Annotated in this window: 11 protein-coding genes and 1 pseudogene; 8 read left to right on the top strand and 4 right to left on the bottom strand. The window is 68.9% G+C overall.

Features of this window, described 5'->3' with window-relative positions; translation table 11 throughout:
* The 3 genes from ACO1BR_RS32240 to ACO1BR_RS32250 all read right to left on the bottom strand — a co-directional run.
* Positions 1-1210: TIGR02680 family protein (locus ACO1BR_RS32240; RefSeq protein ID WP_426798638.1), on the bottom strand; the 1210-nt coding region annotated here is incomplete at its 3' end.
* The gene (locus ACO1BR_RS32245) at positions 1207-2571 is read right to left on the bottom strand and encodes a TIGR02678 family protein (protein WP_426798639.1); all 1365 of its coding nucleotides are present in this window, start codon (positions 2569-2571) and stop codon (positions 1207-1209) included. The genes ACO1BR_RS32240 and ACO1BR_RS32245, both read right to left, overlap by 4 nt.
* Entirely contained in the window at positions 2568-4121 is a 1554-nt protein-coding gene (locus tag ACO1BR_RS32250; protein WP_426798640.1) for a TIGR02677 family protein, read from the bottom strand. Before ACO1BR_RS32250 ends, ACO1BR_RS32245 begins: the two co-directional genes overlap by 4 nt.
* Before the next feature lie 396 nt (positions 4122-4517).
* On the opposite strand from ACO1BR_RS32250, the gene ACO1BR_RS32255 reads away from it, so the two are divergent.
* The gene (locus tag ACO1BR_RS32255; protein ID WP_426798641.1) at positions 4518-5348 is read left to right on the top strand and encodes a hypothetical protein; all 831 of its coding nucleotides are present in this window, start codon (positions 4518-4520) and stop codon (positions 5346-5348) included.
* A gap of 103 nt (positions 5349-5451) precedes the next feature.
* Here ACO1BR_RS32255 and ACO1BR_RS32260 read toward each other — a convergent pair whose 3' ends face one another.
* Positions 5452-5844, bottom strand: a complete 393-nt coding sequence (locus tag ACO1BR_RS32260) for a helix-turn-helix domain-containing protein (protein ID WP_426798642.1) — start codon at positions 5842-5844, stop codon at positions 5452-5454.
* Between the two features lie 453 nt (positions 5845-6297).
* Here ACO1BR_RS32260 and ACO1BR_RS32265 point away from each other — a divergent pair, with 453 nt between their 5' ends.
* The 7 genes and pseudogenes from ACO1BR_RS32265 to ACO1BR_RS32295 form a co-directional block, all read left to right on the top strand.
* On the top strand, positions 6298-7104 hold the full coding sequence (locus ACO1BR_RS32265) for a hypothetical protein (RefSeq protein ID WP_426798643.1): 807 nt from the start codon (positions 6298-6300) through the stop codon (positions 7102-7104).
* Positions 7105-7146: 42 nt separating this feature from the next.
* Positions 7147-7905: a hypothetical protein gene (locus tag ACO1BR_RS32270; protein ID WP_426798644.1), complete on the top strand. Its 759-nt coding sequence runs from the start codon at positions 7147-7149 to the stop codon at positions 7903-7905.
* A gap of 201 nt (positions 7906-8106) precedes the next feature.
* Positions 8107-8580, top strand: a complete 474-nt coding sequence (locus ACO1BR_RS32275) for a hypothetical protein (RefSeq protein ID WP_426798645.1) — start codon at positions 8107-8109, stop codon at positions 8578-8580.
* Between the two features lie 507 nt (positions 8581-9087).
* Entirely contained in the window at positions 9088-9405 is a 318-nt protein-coding gene (locus ACO1BR_RS32280; protein ID WP_426798646.1) for a DUF6415 family natural product biosynthesis protein, read from the top strand.
* Positions 9406-9875: 470 nt separating this feature from the next.
* The gene (locus tag ACO1BR_RS32285) at positions 9876-10928 is read left to right on the top strand and encodes an ATP-grasp domain-containing protein (RefSeq protein WP_426798647.1); all 1053 of its coding nucleotides are present in this window, start codon (positions 9876-9878) and stop codon (positions 10926-10928) included.
* Between the two features lie 45 nt (positions 10929-10973).
* The gene (locus tag ACO1BR_RS32290; protein WP_426798648.1) at positions 10974-11456 is read left to right on the top strand and encodes an SAM-dependent methyltransferase; all 483 of its coding nucleotides are present in this window, start codon (positions 10974-10976) and stop codon (positions 11454-11456) included.
* 1017 nt (positions 11457-12473) lie between these two features.
* Positions 12474-12998: pseudogene (locus tag ACO1BR_RS32295) on the top strand (transposase); the annotation flags it as partial.
* Between the last annotated feature and the right edge of the window lie 250 nt (positions 12999-13248).

Below are 13248 nucleotides of genomic sequence, written 5' to 3' on the forward strand. Positions count from 1 at the left end.
CGTCGGTGCGCCGCTGGTCGTCTTCCGCCCGGTCGCGCGCGGTCTGTGCGGCGGCACACAACCGCCGGGCGGTGGCGGCCGCGTCCTCCGTACGGCGGCGGAGCCGGTCCAGTTCCTCGCCCTGCCGGTACGCGTCGCTCTCCCGCAGGCCCTCGATGGTCTCCTCCAGGGCGTGCCCGCGCCGCTCCTGTTCCTCCCGTTGCACCTGGGCCGACTCCCGCCCTTCCAGGGCCCGTTCGTGTTCCTGGGCGCTGTGGCGGGCGACACGGGTGAGGTTGTCCATCTCGGTGGTCGCCGAGATCAGCGCGGCGGAACCGGCACGCAGTACCCGCCGGGCGTAGCCGCGCTGGCGGGCCGCGACGGTCTCGGCCGCCGCCACTTCCTCGTCGAGCTGCTTGAGGTGTTCGCGCTGGCGGTCCAGCCGTTCGAAGCCCTCGGCGAGTTCGGCGACCTCGCCCTCGCCCAGCGGGGGCAGGGCGCGGGACAGCAGGGTGGAGAGCAGTGACGGGTCGAGCCGCTCGGACAGTTTGGGCTGGCGCAGTTGGAGCAGGGCGGTCAGCAATGACTCGTAGCGCTGCTCGCCCATGCCCACGAAGAGTCCTCGTCGTACCGCGGTGCGGTAGTCGGCGGCCGAGGCGTGCACCGCGCCGTGCTCACGCACGGCCTCGGCGAGGGTGGCCCGGGTCAGCGGCTGGCCGGACTCGTTGGTGAGGGACAGACCGTCGGGGTGGGCGATCCGGCCCGTGGTGGTGAAGTAGTCGGCGTGCACCCCGCTGGTGTGCACACTCGCCTGCAGCCGCGCCCCACAGCCGAACCACTGCTCCGTGCCGTCCTCGCCGATGCGGCGGAACTCCATCCACACGTACCCGACGCGGGTCTTGCCGGAGGCGCCCTCGCCGAGCAGGTTCCAGTGCATGGTGCGCTCCGAACCACCGAAGGTGGACAGCCGGTTGGGGCGCAGGCTGGCGTCGAGGAGGTAGGGCAGCAGCAGCTCCAGGGCCTTGGACTTGCCGGAGCCGTTCTGGCCGCGGAGCAGCAGGCGACCCTGGTGGAAGGTGAAGGTCTCGTCGTAGTAGCGCCAGACGTTGAGAATGCCCGCGCGGTACGGCTGCCAGCGGATCCGGGCCACGTCCGCCGCGTCCCCGGGCGGCTGGGGCGGACCGGCGGGCGCCTCCGGTGTCCGTGGCAGCGGAAGTTCCGTCACGCTCACTGCTCGTCTCCTTCGTCCGGTGTGTCGAACGCGGGCGTCGTACTCGGCGTCGCAGGCGGGCTCGTGCCCGTCCCTTGTCTGTGTCTGTGCCGGTTGTCCGCATCGGTGCTCGTCGTCTCGGCGACGCGGTAGCGGTGCGCCGCCGGGCGCGCGACGACGCGGCCCCCGGCCCGTCGGACCAGCCCGACGTCGCACAACACCCGCACGGCGTCCTCGACCAGCCGCATCGCCCCGTCCGCGGACTGGTACGCCTTCGCCCAACGGGGAAAGCGACGGAGGAGATCGGCGCCGGCCTCGGCGAACTGTTCGGGCAGCATTCCCCCGGGCGAGGAGCAGACCGGCTCCAGAAGCAAGAGCGCGGCAACCCGGGCGGTGGACGCGTCGTCGGGGAAGCGGAGGTCGGTGGCGAGCGCGTCCGGATCGACGAGCAGGAACCCCTCGGACCGTTCCTCCAGGACGAAGCCGGCCTGCTCGACCGAGCGGCGCAGGATCTGGCGACCGGTCAGGGAGGTGACGTACGCGAGCTCTTCCTCGGTGAGGTCCACGCGGTAGAGGACGGGGTCGTCGAAGAGGCGGCGCAGGACCGAGTGGCGCAGCCACAGGTTGCGCTGCGTGTCCGAGGCGGCTGCGGACTCGCTTCGCACTTCCTCCCGCCCCCCGCCACCGGCCGCCTCGGGGGCGCCGCCGTAACGCCGCTCCCGCACCAGCCCGGCCAGCAGCTCCTCGAACCGCAGGGGCACCTCGTCCGGCGGCACGGCCAGCCGGGAGGCTCCGACAGGAGCCGTGGGAAGCCTCATCAGCAAGGTGGTGTCCACTCGGTAGAGCACCTTGGCTTCCGGTGAGGCCACGTACGCCTCGGTCGCGCCGTCCACGGCCCGCAGCACGCCGTACGCCTCCAGCAACTTCAGGACGTCGACGAACGCCATCCGTTCCGGCCGGTGGACCGGGTCGAAGGCGGGCAGCGCCTGATCTGTCGCCGTGGCCTGCACGACGCGGTCGGCGAGCAGGCCGATGGTCGTCATCGGCATCGACAGCAGCTCGGCGGCGGTCACGCACAGCAGCACATAGCGCCGGCGGTCGAACGGCGCCCGGCCGGAACGCGCCCTGCGGGCCGGGCGGGAGGCATCGACACCGGCGCGGACCTTGGCCAGCCGCGCGTACCCGCGGCGGGGCTCCACGACCAGGCTCCAGCCACAGGTGTAGTCGAACCACTTGGCCAGCGGCTCTCGGCGGCGCCGCACCAGATCGAAACCGGGCGGGTCGGCGGCCTCGGTGAGCAGGGGGCGAGCCAGCAGCAGGCGGATGCCGCGGGCCACCTCTTCCCGCTCGGCGGCGGCCAGTTGATTGGCGAGAGTGCTCATCCCGCCACCTCCTGTCGTGCGGCGCGCGGCGCCGGGAACGCACCCGCTCCACCCGCCGCCGTGATGCACACGACGTAGTCCGGCCCGGCCAGCAGGCCTCTCTCCGTCCGCAGCACGGCGGTGCCGCTGTCGGGAGGAGAGGACAGGGCGATCTCCACCCGGCCGTCGCCGGTGGTCGCGCGCCGCACTCCCATGGCATCCGGCAGGGCGGACATGGCTCGGCCCAGGAGGTCGAGCAGCCGGGCGAAAACGGCGGTGTCCAGCTCCTGAAAGGAGGACAGTCGCACCGGTCCGTCCGTCGCCAAATCCGTCCACGCGCGGGCGAGTTCGGCGCGTTCCCTGCGGGCCTGCTCGGCGCGCTCCGCCTTGACCGCCACGACATCCCGCACCTTGGCCGTACGTGTGAACCGCTCGGTCCTGCCGCTGGTACGCAGCAGTGCCGACACCTCCACGGGCGGGGCCTGGGACCACGGCAGCGACGACGGGACCAACTCCGGGTCGGGGTGGGCGAGGTGGGCGTGCCGCGCCGAACCCAGGCCGAAAGCCGCCGACCACAGACGGTGCAGATCTTCCTCTCCCGGAGCCGCGGCGAACCAGCGCGCCAGCTCCCGGAAGTCCTGCACGGCACTGGAGGAGCGGCGCCGCGATTCGTTGATCCGCTCCAGGACTTGCAAGAGGGAGACGATGGCCCGCCGGGCGATGTCGTGCAGCTGCTCGATCCGCGGCCGCACCCCCTCGTCCGGCAGGAACCAGGCCTGCAGGCCCGCCCAGCGCGCCCGCCGGCTCTCCAGCCAGCCGGCCGCGGGATCCTCACCTGCCACCGGCGGCAGCTCGGCTCCCCGCAAGGCCCGCTCCCGCAGCATGGCTATCCCCTGGACCTCCACCCGGGCCACGGCAGCGGCCACGGCCTGACCGCGCCGGTCGAGGTTGACCAGGAACTCCTGCAGATACGCGACGGTGGCGGCCTTCACCTCGCGGAACACCTCCAGGTCCGCGCCCTCGGCGCGCAGCAGCCGCTGCAACTCACCGTTGAACGCCTTGGTGTTCTCCACCAGTGCCTCCAGGTGCCCCTCGAGCTCCCGCAGCGTGCTGAAGATCCGGCGATCGGCCGAGGCGGGCTCACCGGCCAGGAGGCACAGCTCGTCGAGACGATCCGCGATCGCCTCCAGCACGGCCGTCTGCAGTGCCCCCGTCGAGGCGAGGACCTCCAGCGCGTGCCGCACCCCGGCGAGCGCGGCCTCACCTCGACGGGTCAGCGAATACTGCAGATTGCGGCGTTCGTACTCCTCGGCGGTGCGGTAGTTCTCCGCGTGGTTCTGGACCACTTCCAGAAGCCCCCAGCGCCCCAGCTGCTTCAGCGCCTCGTGCAAGTCCTCGTCCTCGACCGCCGCCAGCCACCCCACCGCGCGCAGCCCCTCCCGTACGGCGTCGAGCCCCAGCGCCGTTTCCAGGTGCTCGCCGGCCGCACCGAATGCGTCCAATACCGCCCCGTACAGATCGGACTTCTCACCCGTGGTGAACCGGAACATCTCCGGTGGAACCCTGCGCACGCCCCTCGCCCTCCTCCGTCACTGGCTCGGCACTACCCGGCAGCATGTGATCTCTCACCGTAGAGGTCCGCACTGACATTCAGACGTGGGTCCCGGAACAGTCGGATCCGTCGCCCGTGGACTGTCAACGACGAGAGCCGTTGATCCGGCCGTCGAAGTGCGCCCGGATTGACCACGCCCCTCAGCCGCCAGACTTCAGCTGCTTCGCCGGCCTCGATACACCGCAGCCCGGCAAGGCGCTCTCGGCCGACCGTCGCACGTAAGGCAAGGACGGTCGACACGAACAGGTATGTCCCGACCAAACCTCGGTGCGTGCCCTACTCTGGCCCGCCACCACCAGTCGAGGCGTTCCGCACAACGGCACGACCGGCCCGAGGAAGCCGTGTCCGGATAGCGATGCTGACCGACGCCTCATCGTCCAGGGGATGCGAGCAGGAGGAAGAGGCGGCCAAGGCCCAGCTCAACGACCGACAGATGGAAGTCCTTCGCTGGATTGCCGGCGGCTGTCCCGCAGGAACATGGGGCAAGGACGACTTCAGCTACAAGACGAGTGCGCAGGCACTGCAGAACCGCGGCCTGGTCAAGGTCAGCAAACGTGGCGGCGGGTGGAGTGCCGAATCAACGGTGGCGGGTCGCCACTACCTGGAGCACGGGACCTATCCGTTTTCCACGGCAGGGCGGGAGCGCAACCCACGCAATCCCGAGGCCGGAGCACGGTCAACGGCCGTACGCCCCGACCCACCGCAGGTCCCCGCTCCCGGCACGTCCCTCGCCGCCGAGAACGAGGCGAGTACCGTGCCCCCGCCGAAAAGGGCATCCGGACAATGGAAGAAGACGCTCGGTGAGCAGCTCCTTGAAGACCTCCTGGCCGCCGGGGGCTCACTCGTGGTCAAGCAGGAGTACGGGTCCGGAGGGCCCAACTGGCCGGCCCGGATCAGATCGGCACAGCGATGCGGAAAACTTCCCGAAGGGAAGGAACTGGTGCATGGCTGGCGGGCGGGCGGCCATGAGATCGCCCTTCAGGACATCCCAGCCTGGAAGCTCGCCGTCCCGGATCCGGTCCCCGTTCCGGAGCGTCTCCACAGGCCGCATGCCATCGTGACGGCTCTCCGGAACGGCGAACCCGCTACCGGTCTGAGCAAGCCCGTCCGGCCACGGATGCTGCGTCTCCTCCAGGCCATCGGGCCGCTTCGCCTGCCCGAGGTGCCCGCGCCCCGGGCACGATGACCTGAAGCCCTTCCTGAACGGATGGAGCCCCTACGGTCCTCATGGCCGGTGAGGAGAGAGCCGCCTGACCGGTGCGAGGTCTGCCGATGTCCAAGAAGTGCCGTCAGAGCTGGCCGGAGCGGTTTCGCGTGTTGGCTTCGACGAAGGCCTCCATCGCCTTGCGGCTGATCATTTTTCTGTGTCCGAGGGGCAGATGGCCGATCTCTCCCGTCCTGACCAACTCGTACATCACCGAGCGCGACACGCCGAGATGAGCCGCGGCTTCCTTGACGGACATGACGAGCGGGCCGCCCTCGTCGACGGGGTCGGGCGCCTTGCGCAGATTCTCCTCGCACTCCTGGACATCCAGGTTGGTGTCTTTGGTGCGCCAAGTGCCCACATGCCCGTACGGGCGGTCCAACTCCTCCTGGACTCTCTTGGCGGCGGTGTCGCGGTCCGCGGCTCGGATGAAGCGCTCGCAGACCTGGAGACGGGTGACAGTTACCTTGTAGCGCACGCTTGAGTTCCTTCCCCTCGGCGTCGACTGAATCCGCAGTGCCGCCGAGTGACGCACGACCGCAGAGGAATCGGTGCATATGAGGGGCAAGACCCCGTTCCACGTTGTGGGGTGGGAGGGGACGGCAACTACTACTCCAGCCACGACACCCGGTTGGCCACCGTATTGCCCGATTGTCGAGTCATTGGCCCGGTGGTCGAAGTGCTCGCGAAGCCTCAGGTTGCGTCCACGGCATTCACCAACTGTGACGCAAGCAAACCCAGTCGGACAGATTGGGGGAAAAATCGAACCGGGTGTCCAGATTCTCCGGCTGTCACGGTCTTATGTCATGGGTGCGGTTTCCTGGAATACCAAAGTGCCGGCTAACGGGATTGCGTCGGAAGGCTTGCACCCTGACGGACCGTCTGTCGCATCTTCCGTCGTGACGAGAAAGCCGCGAGGAGAATACCGGCGATGCCAAACGCCATGAACCTTTCGCTCCTGGACGCAATCGAATCGGCCTTCCAGCTCCTTTCCGCAGAACCGGATCCGCTCGCCTTCGACGGTACCGAACTCGGGCACGGCCTGCCCACAAGACCCATTGCGGTCAACGAGATAAGAGAGCTGTTGCTCTCCCGTTCCGAACCGGCGCTGCGGGACACGGTGTGGGCCGAGGTGATCAGGCTCGTACGCCAGGGCGCCGATCGAGAGCAATGGATGCTGGCGGCGGCCGGTCTCATGGTGCCCGGGCTGCGGAGCGTCGTGGGCAGCGGCACGGCCTTGGCGCGTGAGGATGCGGCAGCCGAGGCGGTCACTGAGTTCCTCTCTCGGGTGAGCCGGATGGATCCGGCGACGGAGCGCATGTTCCCCCGCCTCCTGGGAGCGGCTCGCCGGGGTGCACTCCGTGCCCAGCGGAAGTCAGGGGAGGCGGGGCAAATGCCGATCACCAGGAGCGGCGATCCGGTCGGCGTGTCCTCGCATCGGCCCAGTCATCCGGACCTCGCTCTCGACGGTCTGCTGCGTAACGGTGTCATCAGCAAGGAGGAACGAGATCTCATCGGGCGTACGCGGCTGGAGAACGAATCGCTGATCGAGGCGGCCCGACGCCTGGGAATCAGCTACCACGCCTGCAGCCGGCGGCGGTCCAGGGCGGAACGCAGGATCGCGCAACACTTCGCGGCACTGGGTTTCCATTCCGAGAGCGATATGCGCAACCGGGCGGTCTGGCGCTCCCCGGCGCCCGGCGCGTCCCCGGTCCCCAATGAACCTGTCGCTGCGTGAACGTAGGAGGAAACCAGGATGTGGGCAGGCGAGAGAACTCCGTTGACCGGTATCGACTCGACCCTCCAGCAATTGGAGTCCGGATCTGCGGACCTCTTCCTGGACGGACGTGAGACGGATGGCGACCTGCCGCAACGTCGGGTCTCCGTCCGGGAATTGCGTGGGCTGCTACTGGACCGCGGGACATCCCATGCCACCAAGAACGCGGTGTGGGCGGAACTGGCCTTCCGAGCACAGAGCCATGGGGATGACTGGGTGCTGGCCGCTGTCTGGATGATGGCTCCTGGCCTGCGGCGGGCCGCCCGACGGGCAGCTCGTGACGGAGCGGCTCCCTATGCCGATATCGAGGCCGAGGTGCTGGAAGGGTTCCTCCGTGAATTGCGGACGGTCGATGTGGACGCGGGCGGTGTCGCCGCCCGCTTGTGGTGGGCCGGCTATCGCAATGGCTTGAATGCCAGGGCGCGGTACACCGGCAACCTGGGGGACGTTCCCTTGGCGGAGCGCGACGCGCTGCACTCCCACAGCCCGCAGACCGGGCACCCGGACTTCGTCCTGGACCGCGCCGTCCAGGAGGGTGCCATCAGCGCCGATGAAGCCGAGCTGATCGGGCGGACACGCCTGGAGGGCGAAGCGCTGGCCGATGCGGCCCGTCGGCTCGGCTTGGGCTATCACGCGTGCCGGACGCGCAGGCAGGTGGCCGAGGAGCGCCTGGCTCGCTACCTCCTGGTGCCCGGCCCGGGGATGCCGTCGCCTGCTCCCGGGCGACTCGCCCAGGCAGGGGCGACAGCGCAGGCAGCATGATGTGAAGGGAGAAACGAGTGTGCGGCTCCGAGCCCTGGGAAGGACCGAATGCGTACCGAGCCTGTCGGCACCGCCAACCGCCGTGGATGTGCCAGTGGCAGCCGAAGTGCCGTTGCTCATCTCGAACCACCGGAACATCGCGACCCGAATTCAACGGCTTTCAGCTCACGTCTTCCGGCTGCGATGCGAGAGGCGCCCGGTATGAATCCATGCGACCGAGGACCTTGGCGACGGCGTGAGGGATCGTACACCGATCAGGACGTCATCCTCAGGATCCGCGAAGTCCTCACCGACCACCTGGGTGGCATCGCCGAGGACGTCCTTCCCGGTGACGGGGCAGTCCCCGAGCCGATCGCGGGCGCCGTGACGACGGGCTACGAACATGGAGCGTGGCGCCCGTGTGTCTTCCTGCGCGCGGACCTGACCACCGCCCTCCGGGCCGACCTGTGGGGCTTTTGCACCGCACTCGCCCTGCAACTTCTTGACGGCCGGGCCCATGGGTGCGGCGCTGGGATCATCGGCGTGGGGAGGGAACGAAGGCCGGTGAAGGGTTACGGAACCGGGCTGCTGGGTGCGATGATCGTGCGGCGGTTCGGCCGGCGTCCCGCGGCGTGCGACTTCCCCGTCTTCGTATGGCCGACTACCGAATCCAGCCCGGTGCGCCGTGCCGCGTGAATGCCCGCTCACCGAGCGTGTACTGCCACGACGTTGTGCAGTGCCGCTGATGGCACCGATCCGGACGCCAAGAAGCGGAGGCCGAAAGGAGCCCACTTCATGGACCCCCTTTCAACGTCTCGCACGGTTCCGCTGAAGGCCGAACCCCACCACGTGAAGACGTCCCGGCACACAGAGTTCCACCGCTGTGTGCCGCTGGGCGGACTTGGCGGGACTTGGCGGGTGCTGAATGCTGCGGCAACTTCAGGGCCAGGACAGGTCAATCGGTACACGCACTGACCTGAACGGGAAGACTTCTGCGCTGCGCTGCGCACCACATCTCCCACGTGCGCCTCCGCACTGTCCCGCCAACTACCTCCTGACGCTGGCCGTCCATCACTCCAACACCTTCCGAAAGCCCTGATCGACGTATGGAGGAGCCGGTTGAAAGCCCCTCGCTATCGGTGAGCGACAGGGGGTTGTTGATGTTGCCTCAGCCGGTCACACGCAGCGCGACGAGGAGATGCGATGTCCAGCGACAGCCACCCCGCACACGCCGAAGACAGTTCCGATGCCGCAACCGCCGATGGGTCAGCTGAGGCTCCAGTCGACGAGGACACGATTCGTTCCACCCTCGTTCGCGCACAGGATTTGCGTGACACCTCGCCCCGCACCGGCGAACTGGCCGAATTGGACGGATTGTTGCGCGGGCACATCGCAATTCTTCTCCCGGAAGCCCAGGCAGCGACGGACAAGCTCTGGCGCGGAAGCATGGAGTGGTCCCGGCGGACAGGCCGGCTGTCCGAAATCCGGTTCCGGTCAGAGCAGGGCCTCGGCGCGGGCTGACTGTCTGCGCTCGTCCAGATCAACCTGCTCGCCCGGGACTGCGAGTGGCTCCTCGCCGACCACAAGGAGCGGCACCAGTGACCATGGAGCTGAAGCCGGACCGCCGGATGCGGTGCCGGCGGCATGTTCGAGGGTACGGAGTGCTCGAGGCGCAGACGGTGAGGGACACAGGCGACCGGGGGCGGCGGCCTGACACGTGTTGCCCCATACAAATCAGCGCCACCGACAGAGGTCAGAAGCACGCCGAGCCGCCGAACTCAGGCCTGGGGGTTCGTGTCGGGTTCATGTGGAGATCGTGTGCGTTCAAGGCTTGCTTCCTCGCGGCGTCGAGGGCCTGACCTGCACTGTTGTCAGCGCGCACACGTGGGGTTCGTATCGAATTACGGCAGGCCGTGGGGCACGCCGAAGTGGCGGACATCACGAACCTCGGCGAGCTGTAGGTGTGCCGGCTCGCCGAAGGCCTGGACCCCGTGGGCGTCGTCACCCTCAGCGAGCACCGGCTGCGGCTGACCGCGGCGGTGGCTGCGTACTGCGGGCTGCGCTTCCACTCTCGCGAGACCGCGGCCGTCCTGACCGACAAGTACCGGCAGCGGCAGATCCTTTTGGAGAGCGGTGTCCAGGGCACAGGGTGCGCCCTGGTCCGGCACCCGGACGAAGCCGCCTCCGCGCTTGCCCTGGTGGGGACGCCCGCGGTGCTCAAGCCACGGCACGGTGCCGGAAGTGTGGACACCTGCCTGGTCGCCTCGGTTGACGAATGCCGCTCCCGGCTGGCGGAGTTCGCCGGGGAAGTGCACCGGGACTTCGTCCTCGAAGAGTTCCTGCGCGGGGATCCCAAGCAGACGGGGCCGGGCCGGGGCGACTACGTCTCCGTGGAGTCGCTGGTCGTCGACGGCGAGTCGCGGACCGTGGCAGTCACCGGAAAGCCGCCGCTGGTCCCACCGTTCCGGGAGACTGGGCACGTCCTGCCCGCTCCCGTCGCGCCCGCTCTCGCGGCGGACGTCATACGGCTGGAGCAAGCGGCGATCCGTGCCCTGGGCGTCCGGCACGGTGCGACCCACACCGAGGTCAAGCTCACCGCCGACGGGCCCAAGATCATCGAGGTGAACGGGCGGCTGGGCGGCTACGTCGCCGAGATCGTGCAGCGTCACACGGGGTACGACATGGTGGCGGCGGCCCTGCGGCTGGCGCTCGGGATGCCTGTCACCGCTCCGCAGCCTGCACCGCGCCTCGCCGACCCGGTGGTCTTCCAGTATTGGCTGGTCCCTCCCGGAGGTCCGCTTAAGCCGGGGCCACCGTCGCTCCTCGAACGACTCGCGGAGCTCCCCGGAATCGACCTTGTCGACGTCTCCCCGCCCGGCACCTGGCACACCGACTGGCGACGGGGCACGACCGGCGCGATCGGCGTGATCTACGGATCCGCCACCGACCACGCCGAGTTGGGGCAACTGCAGGAGCGACTTGACCACTTCTGGCGCGGCACACAGGCCCGAGCGCTGACGCGTGCCGGCCGATCGGTACGGTGAGCCAACTCCTCTGAATTCCCCATGCTTTGACGAAAGGTTCGAGAAATGTCCGAGAACAACACTCCTGCCGAGGTGGTGTGTCATCCGGTGGGGTGGGTGGTCGATGGGCGGAGCGAGGTCCGGGACGACGGCTGGGGTAGGGAACGGGCCGTCATCCGTCTGGATGCCGACCGGTTCGGCCCCGACGCGGTGGCGGGCCTGGACGCCTTCTCCCACCTGGAGGTCGTCTACCACTTCCACCGCGTTCCCGTGGACCGGATCGAGACCGGCGCCCGTCACCCGCGCGGCAAGACCGACTGGCCCCTGGCTGGCATCTTCGCCCAACGCGGCAAGAACCGCCCCAACCGCCTCGGCGTCTCCCGCTGCCGCCTACTCAACGTCGACGGACTCGACCTCCACGTCCAGGGCCTGGACGCCATCGACGGTACCCCCGTCCTCGACATCAAGCCCTACATGACCGAGTTCGGCCCCCAGGAAACCGTCACCCAGCCCACCTGGACCACCCAGATCATGCGCCAGTACTACTGACCTGCCGCAGCACGGAAGCCGCGGGTAATCGCCCGTACACGGGGTGACGAGTCGTGCCCGGAGCTGCGATGGCGCACTGCGACCACCTGAGGGTCTGTGTGCTCGTCTTCGACGCCTGTCCGCCCCCCAGCCGGGGGCCGGCAGGCCGTACAGTCCCCGGGTACGGCGCTCGCTATGTGCTGCAAGGCGCGCTCGCGGGCTGGCAATAGTGGCTCGCTGGTCGCGCGTACGACTGGCCAGCGGGGGTGTCTGTCGCGACGTTGTAGAAGTGGAAGGCGTACCGGGCCGCTGGCTGGTAGTCCTCCGGGAGGCCACGCAGGATCGCCCCAACTATTCCGGCGCCGTCGCCCCCAGCGGGTGCCCACCTTGGCGATGGACTCGGCAGTGCCGATGAAGCTGGCGGTGACGGGGGCAGGATGGTTCGGCTGGTCGCGCGACCAGGACCCTGCCGCCGGAATGGCGACCTCCGGACTGCGTCGGCCCACGGCAATCAGCGAGCCTGTGCCGGGCACGGGTGCATTGGCGCAACCCGCCGTCACTTGCGACTCCGGCCGAGGACTCAAACCGGCGGCTACGGCAATCGCAATTCGCCCCGCATCACCGGCATGTGTGTAAGGTTCAAGCCCCCCTCGGATACTCTTCATATGCACACGTTTCAGACGGTTGTGACTCTACGGTCACAGCCCTCTTTCGCATGTCAACGGTCAGAGTAAGCCCGCATCCCGCGTACAGGGGGCGTTTGCGCTCGGGGGCGGCGGCAAGGAGCCGGTCGGTCATCGCGCCGAGCGCGGAGACCATGTGCTTGATCTGCTCTGTGGTGAGGTTCTCGGGCTGGGCTGTCGCCGTGGCGAGGAGATCTTGCTGACCTGAGGCTTTCGCGGTCTGGGCCTGGTAGATCCATGGGGTGACGAGTTGGGGGTCGGCGCCGGCGTCGAGCGTGGCGCGGTACTGGGTGATGCGTCGGTCGCATTCGGTGAGCGTGCGCCGGGCCGCCGCAGCGGCTGTCGCGTCAGGGGCCGCGACGGCGCCTGGGTTGCCGAGCTCGACGGCGACGTACTCAAGGGCTGCCCGAAGGGGATGCGGCTGATCGTGCGCAAGGAACGGCCCCACCCCGGGGCTCAGTTGCGTTTTGCCGACGCCGACGGACTACGGCTGACCTGTTTCTCCACCAACACCACCGACACCCCGATTGCCGCACTCGAAATGCGGCACCGTCAGCGAGCACGGGCCGAGGACCGCATCCGGGCCGCCCGTGCCACCGGCCTGCGCAACCTGCCCCTGCACGAGGCCGCGCAGAACCAGGTCTTGCTGGAGATCGTCCAGCTCGCCCTCAACCTGCTGGCCTGGCTGCCGACGCTCGCCCTGACCGGCAAGCCCAGACTCTGGGAGCCCCGCCGCTTGCGGCTGCGACTGTTCTCCGCCGCCGCCCAGTTGGTCACCACCGGCCGCCGCCGACACCTCAGATTCACCCACCACTGGCCCTGGATCGACGTGATCACAGGCGCGATCCATCGACTCGAAGCCCTCCCAAACCCCAATTGACCAGCGACAACAGCACGTCCCGATGAACCTGAACCATCCCACCGGAGCCGTGGAACCCGGCGCACACCCGACGCGAAAGCCGGGCCCTCGCCCTGCCCATCACCATCCCAACAAGCCGAAACGGTCCGCCGGAGAAACCGGCGGACCGTCACGAAAGATCGAGGCTAGAGGCAAGACCAGTGACTTAACGGGGTCTGAGTCGTTGACCGAGTGTGCCCAGGCCCGGACAGATGAAGTCGTCGGCGGACGA

Source organism: Streptomyces sp. YGL11-2, assembly GCF_050054615.1.
In the GTDB taxonomy this organism is placed as follows: domain Bacteria; phylum Actinomycetota; class Actinomycetes; order Streptomycetales; family Streptomycetaceae; genus Streptomyces.

Coding starts and splice junctions, on each gene's coding strand:
- ACO1BR_RS32245 (WP_426798639.1), bottom strand. CDS start 2,571: ATGAGCACTCTCGCCAATCAACTGGCCGCCGCCGAGCGGGAAGAGGTG.
- ACO1BR_RS32255 (WP_426798641.1), top strand. CDS start 4,518: ATGCTGACCGACGCCTCATCGTCCAGGGGATGCGAGCAGGAGGAAGAG.
- ACO1BR_RS32265 (WP_426798643.1), top strand. CDS start 6,298: ATGCCAAACGCCATGAACCTTTCGCTCCTGGACGCAATCGAATCGGCC.
- ACO1BR_RS32275 (WP_426798645.1), top strand. CDS start 8,107: ATGAATCCATGCGACCGAGGACCTTGGCGACGGCGTGAGGGATCGTAC.
- ACO1BR_RS32280 (WP_426798646.1), top strand. CDS start 9,088: ATGTCCAGCGACAGCCACCCCGCACACGCCGAAGACAGTTCCGATGCC.
- ACO1BR_RS32290 (WP_426798648.1), top strand. CDS start 10,974: ATGTCCGAGAACAACACTCCTGCCGAGGTGGTGTGTCATCCGGTGGGG.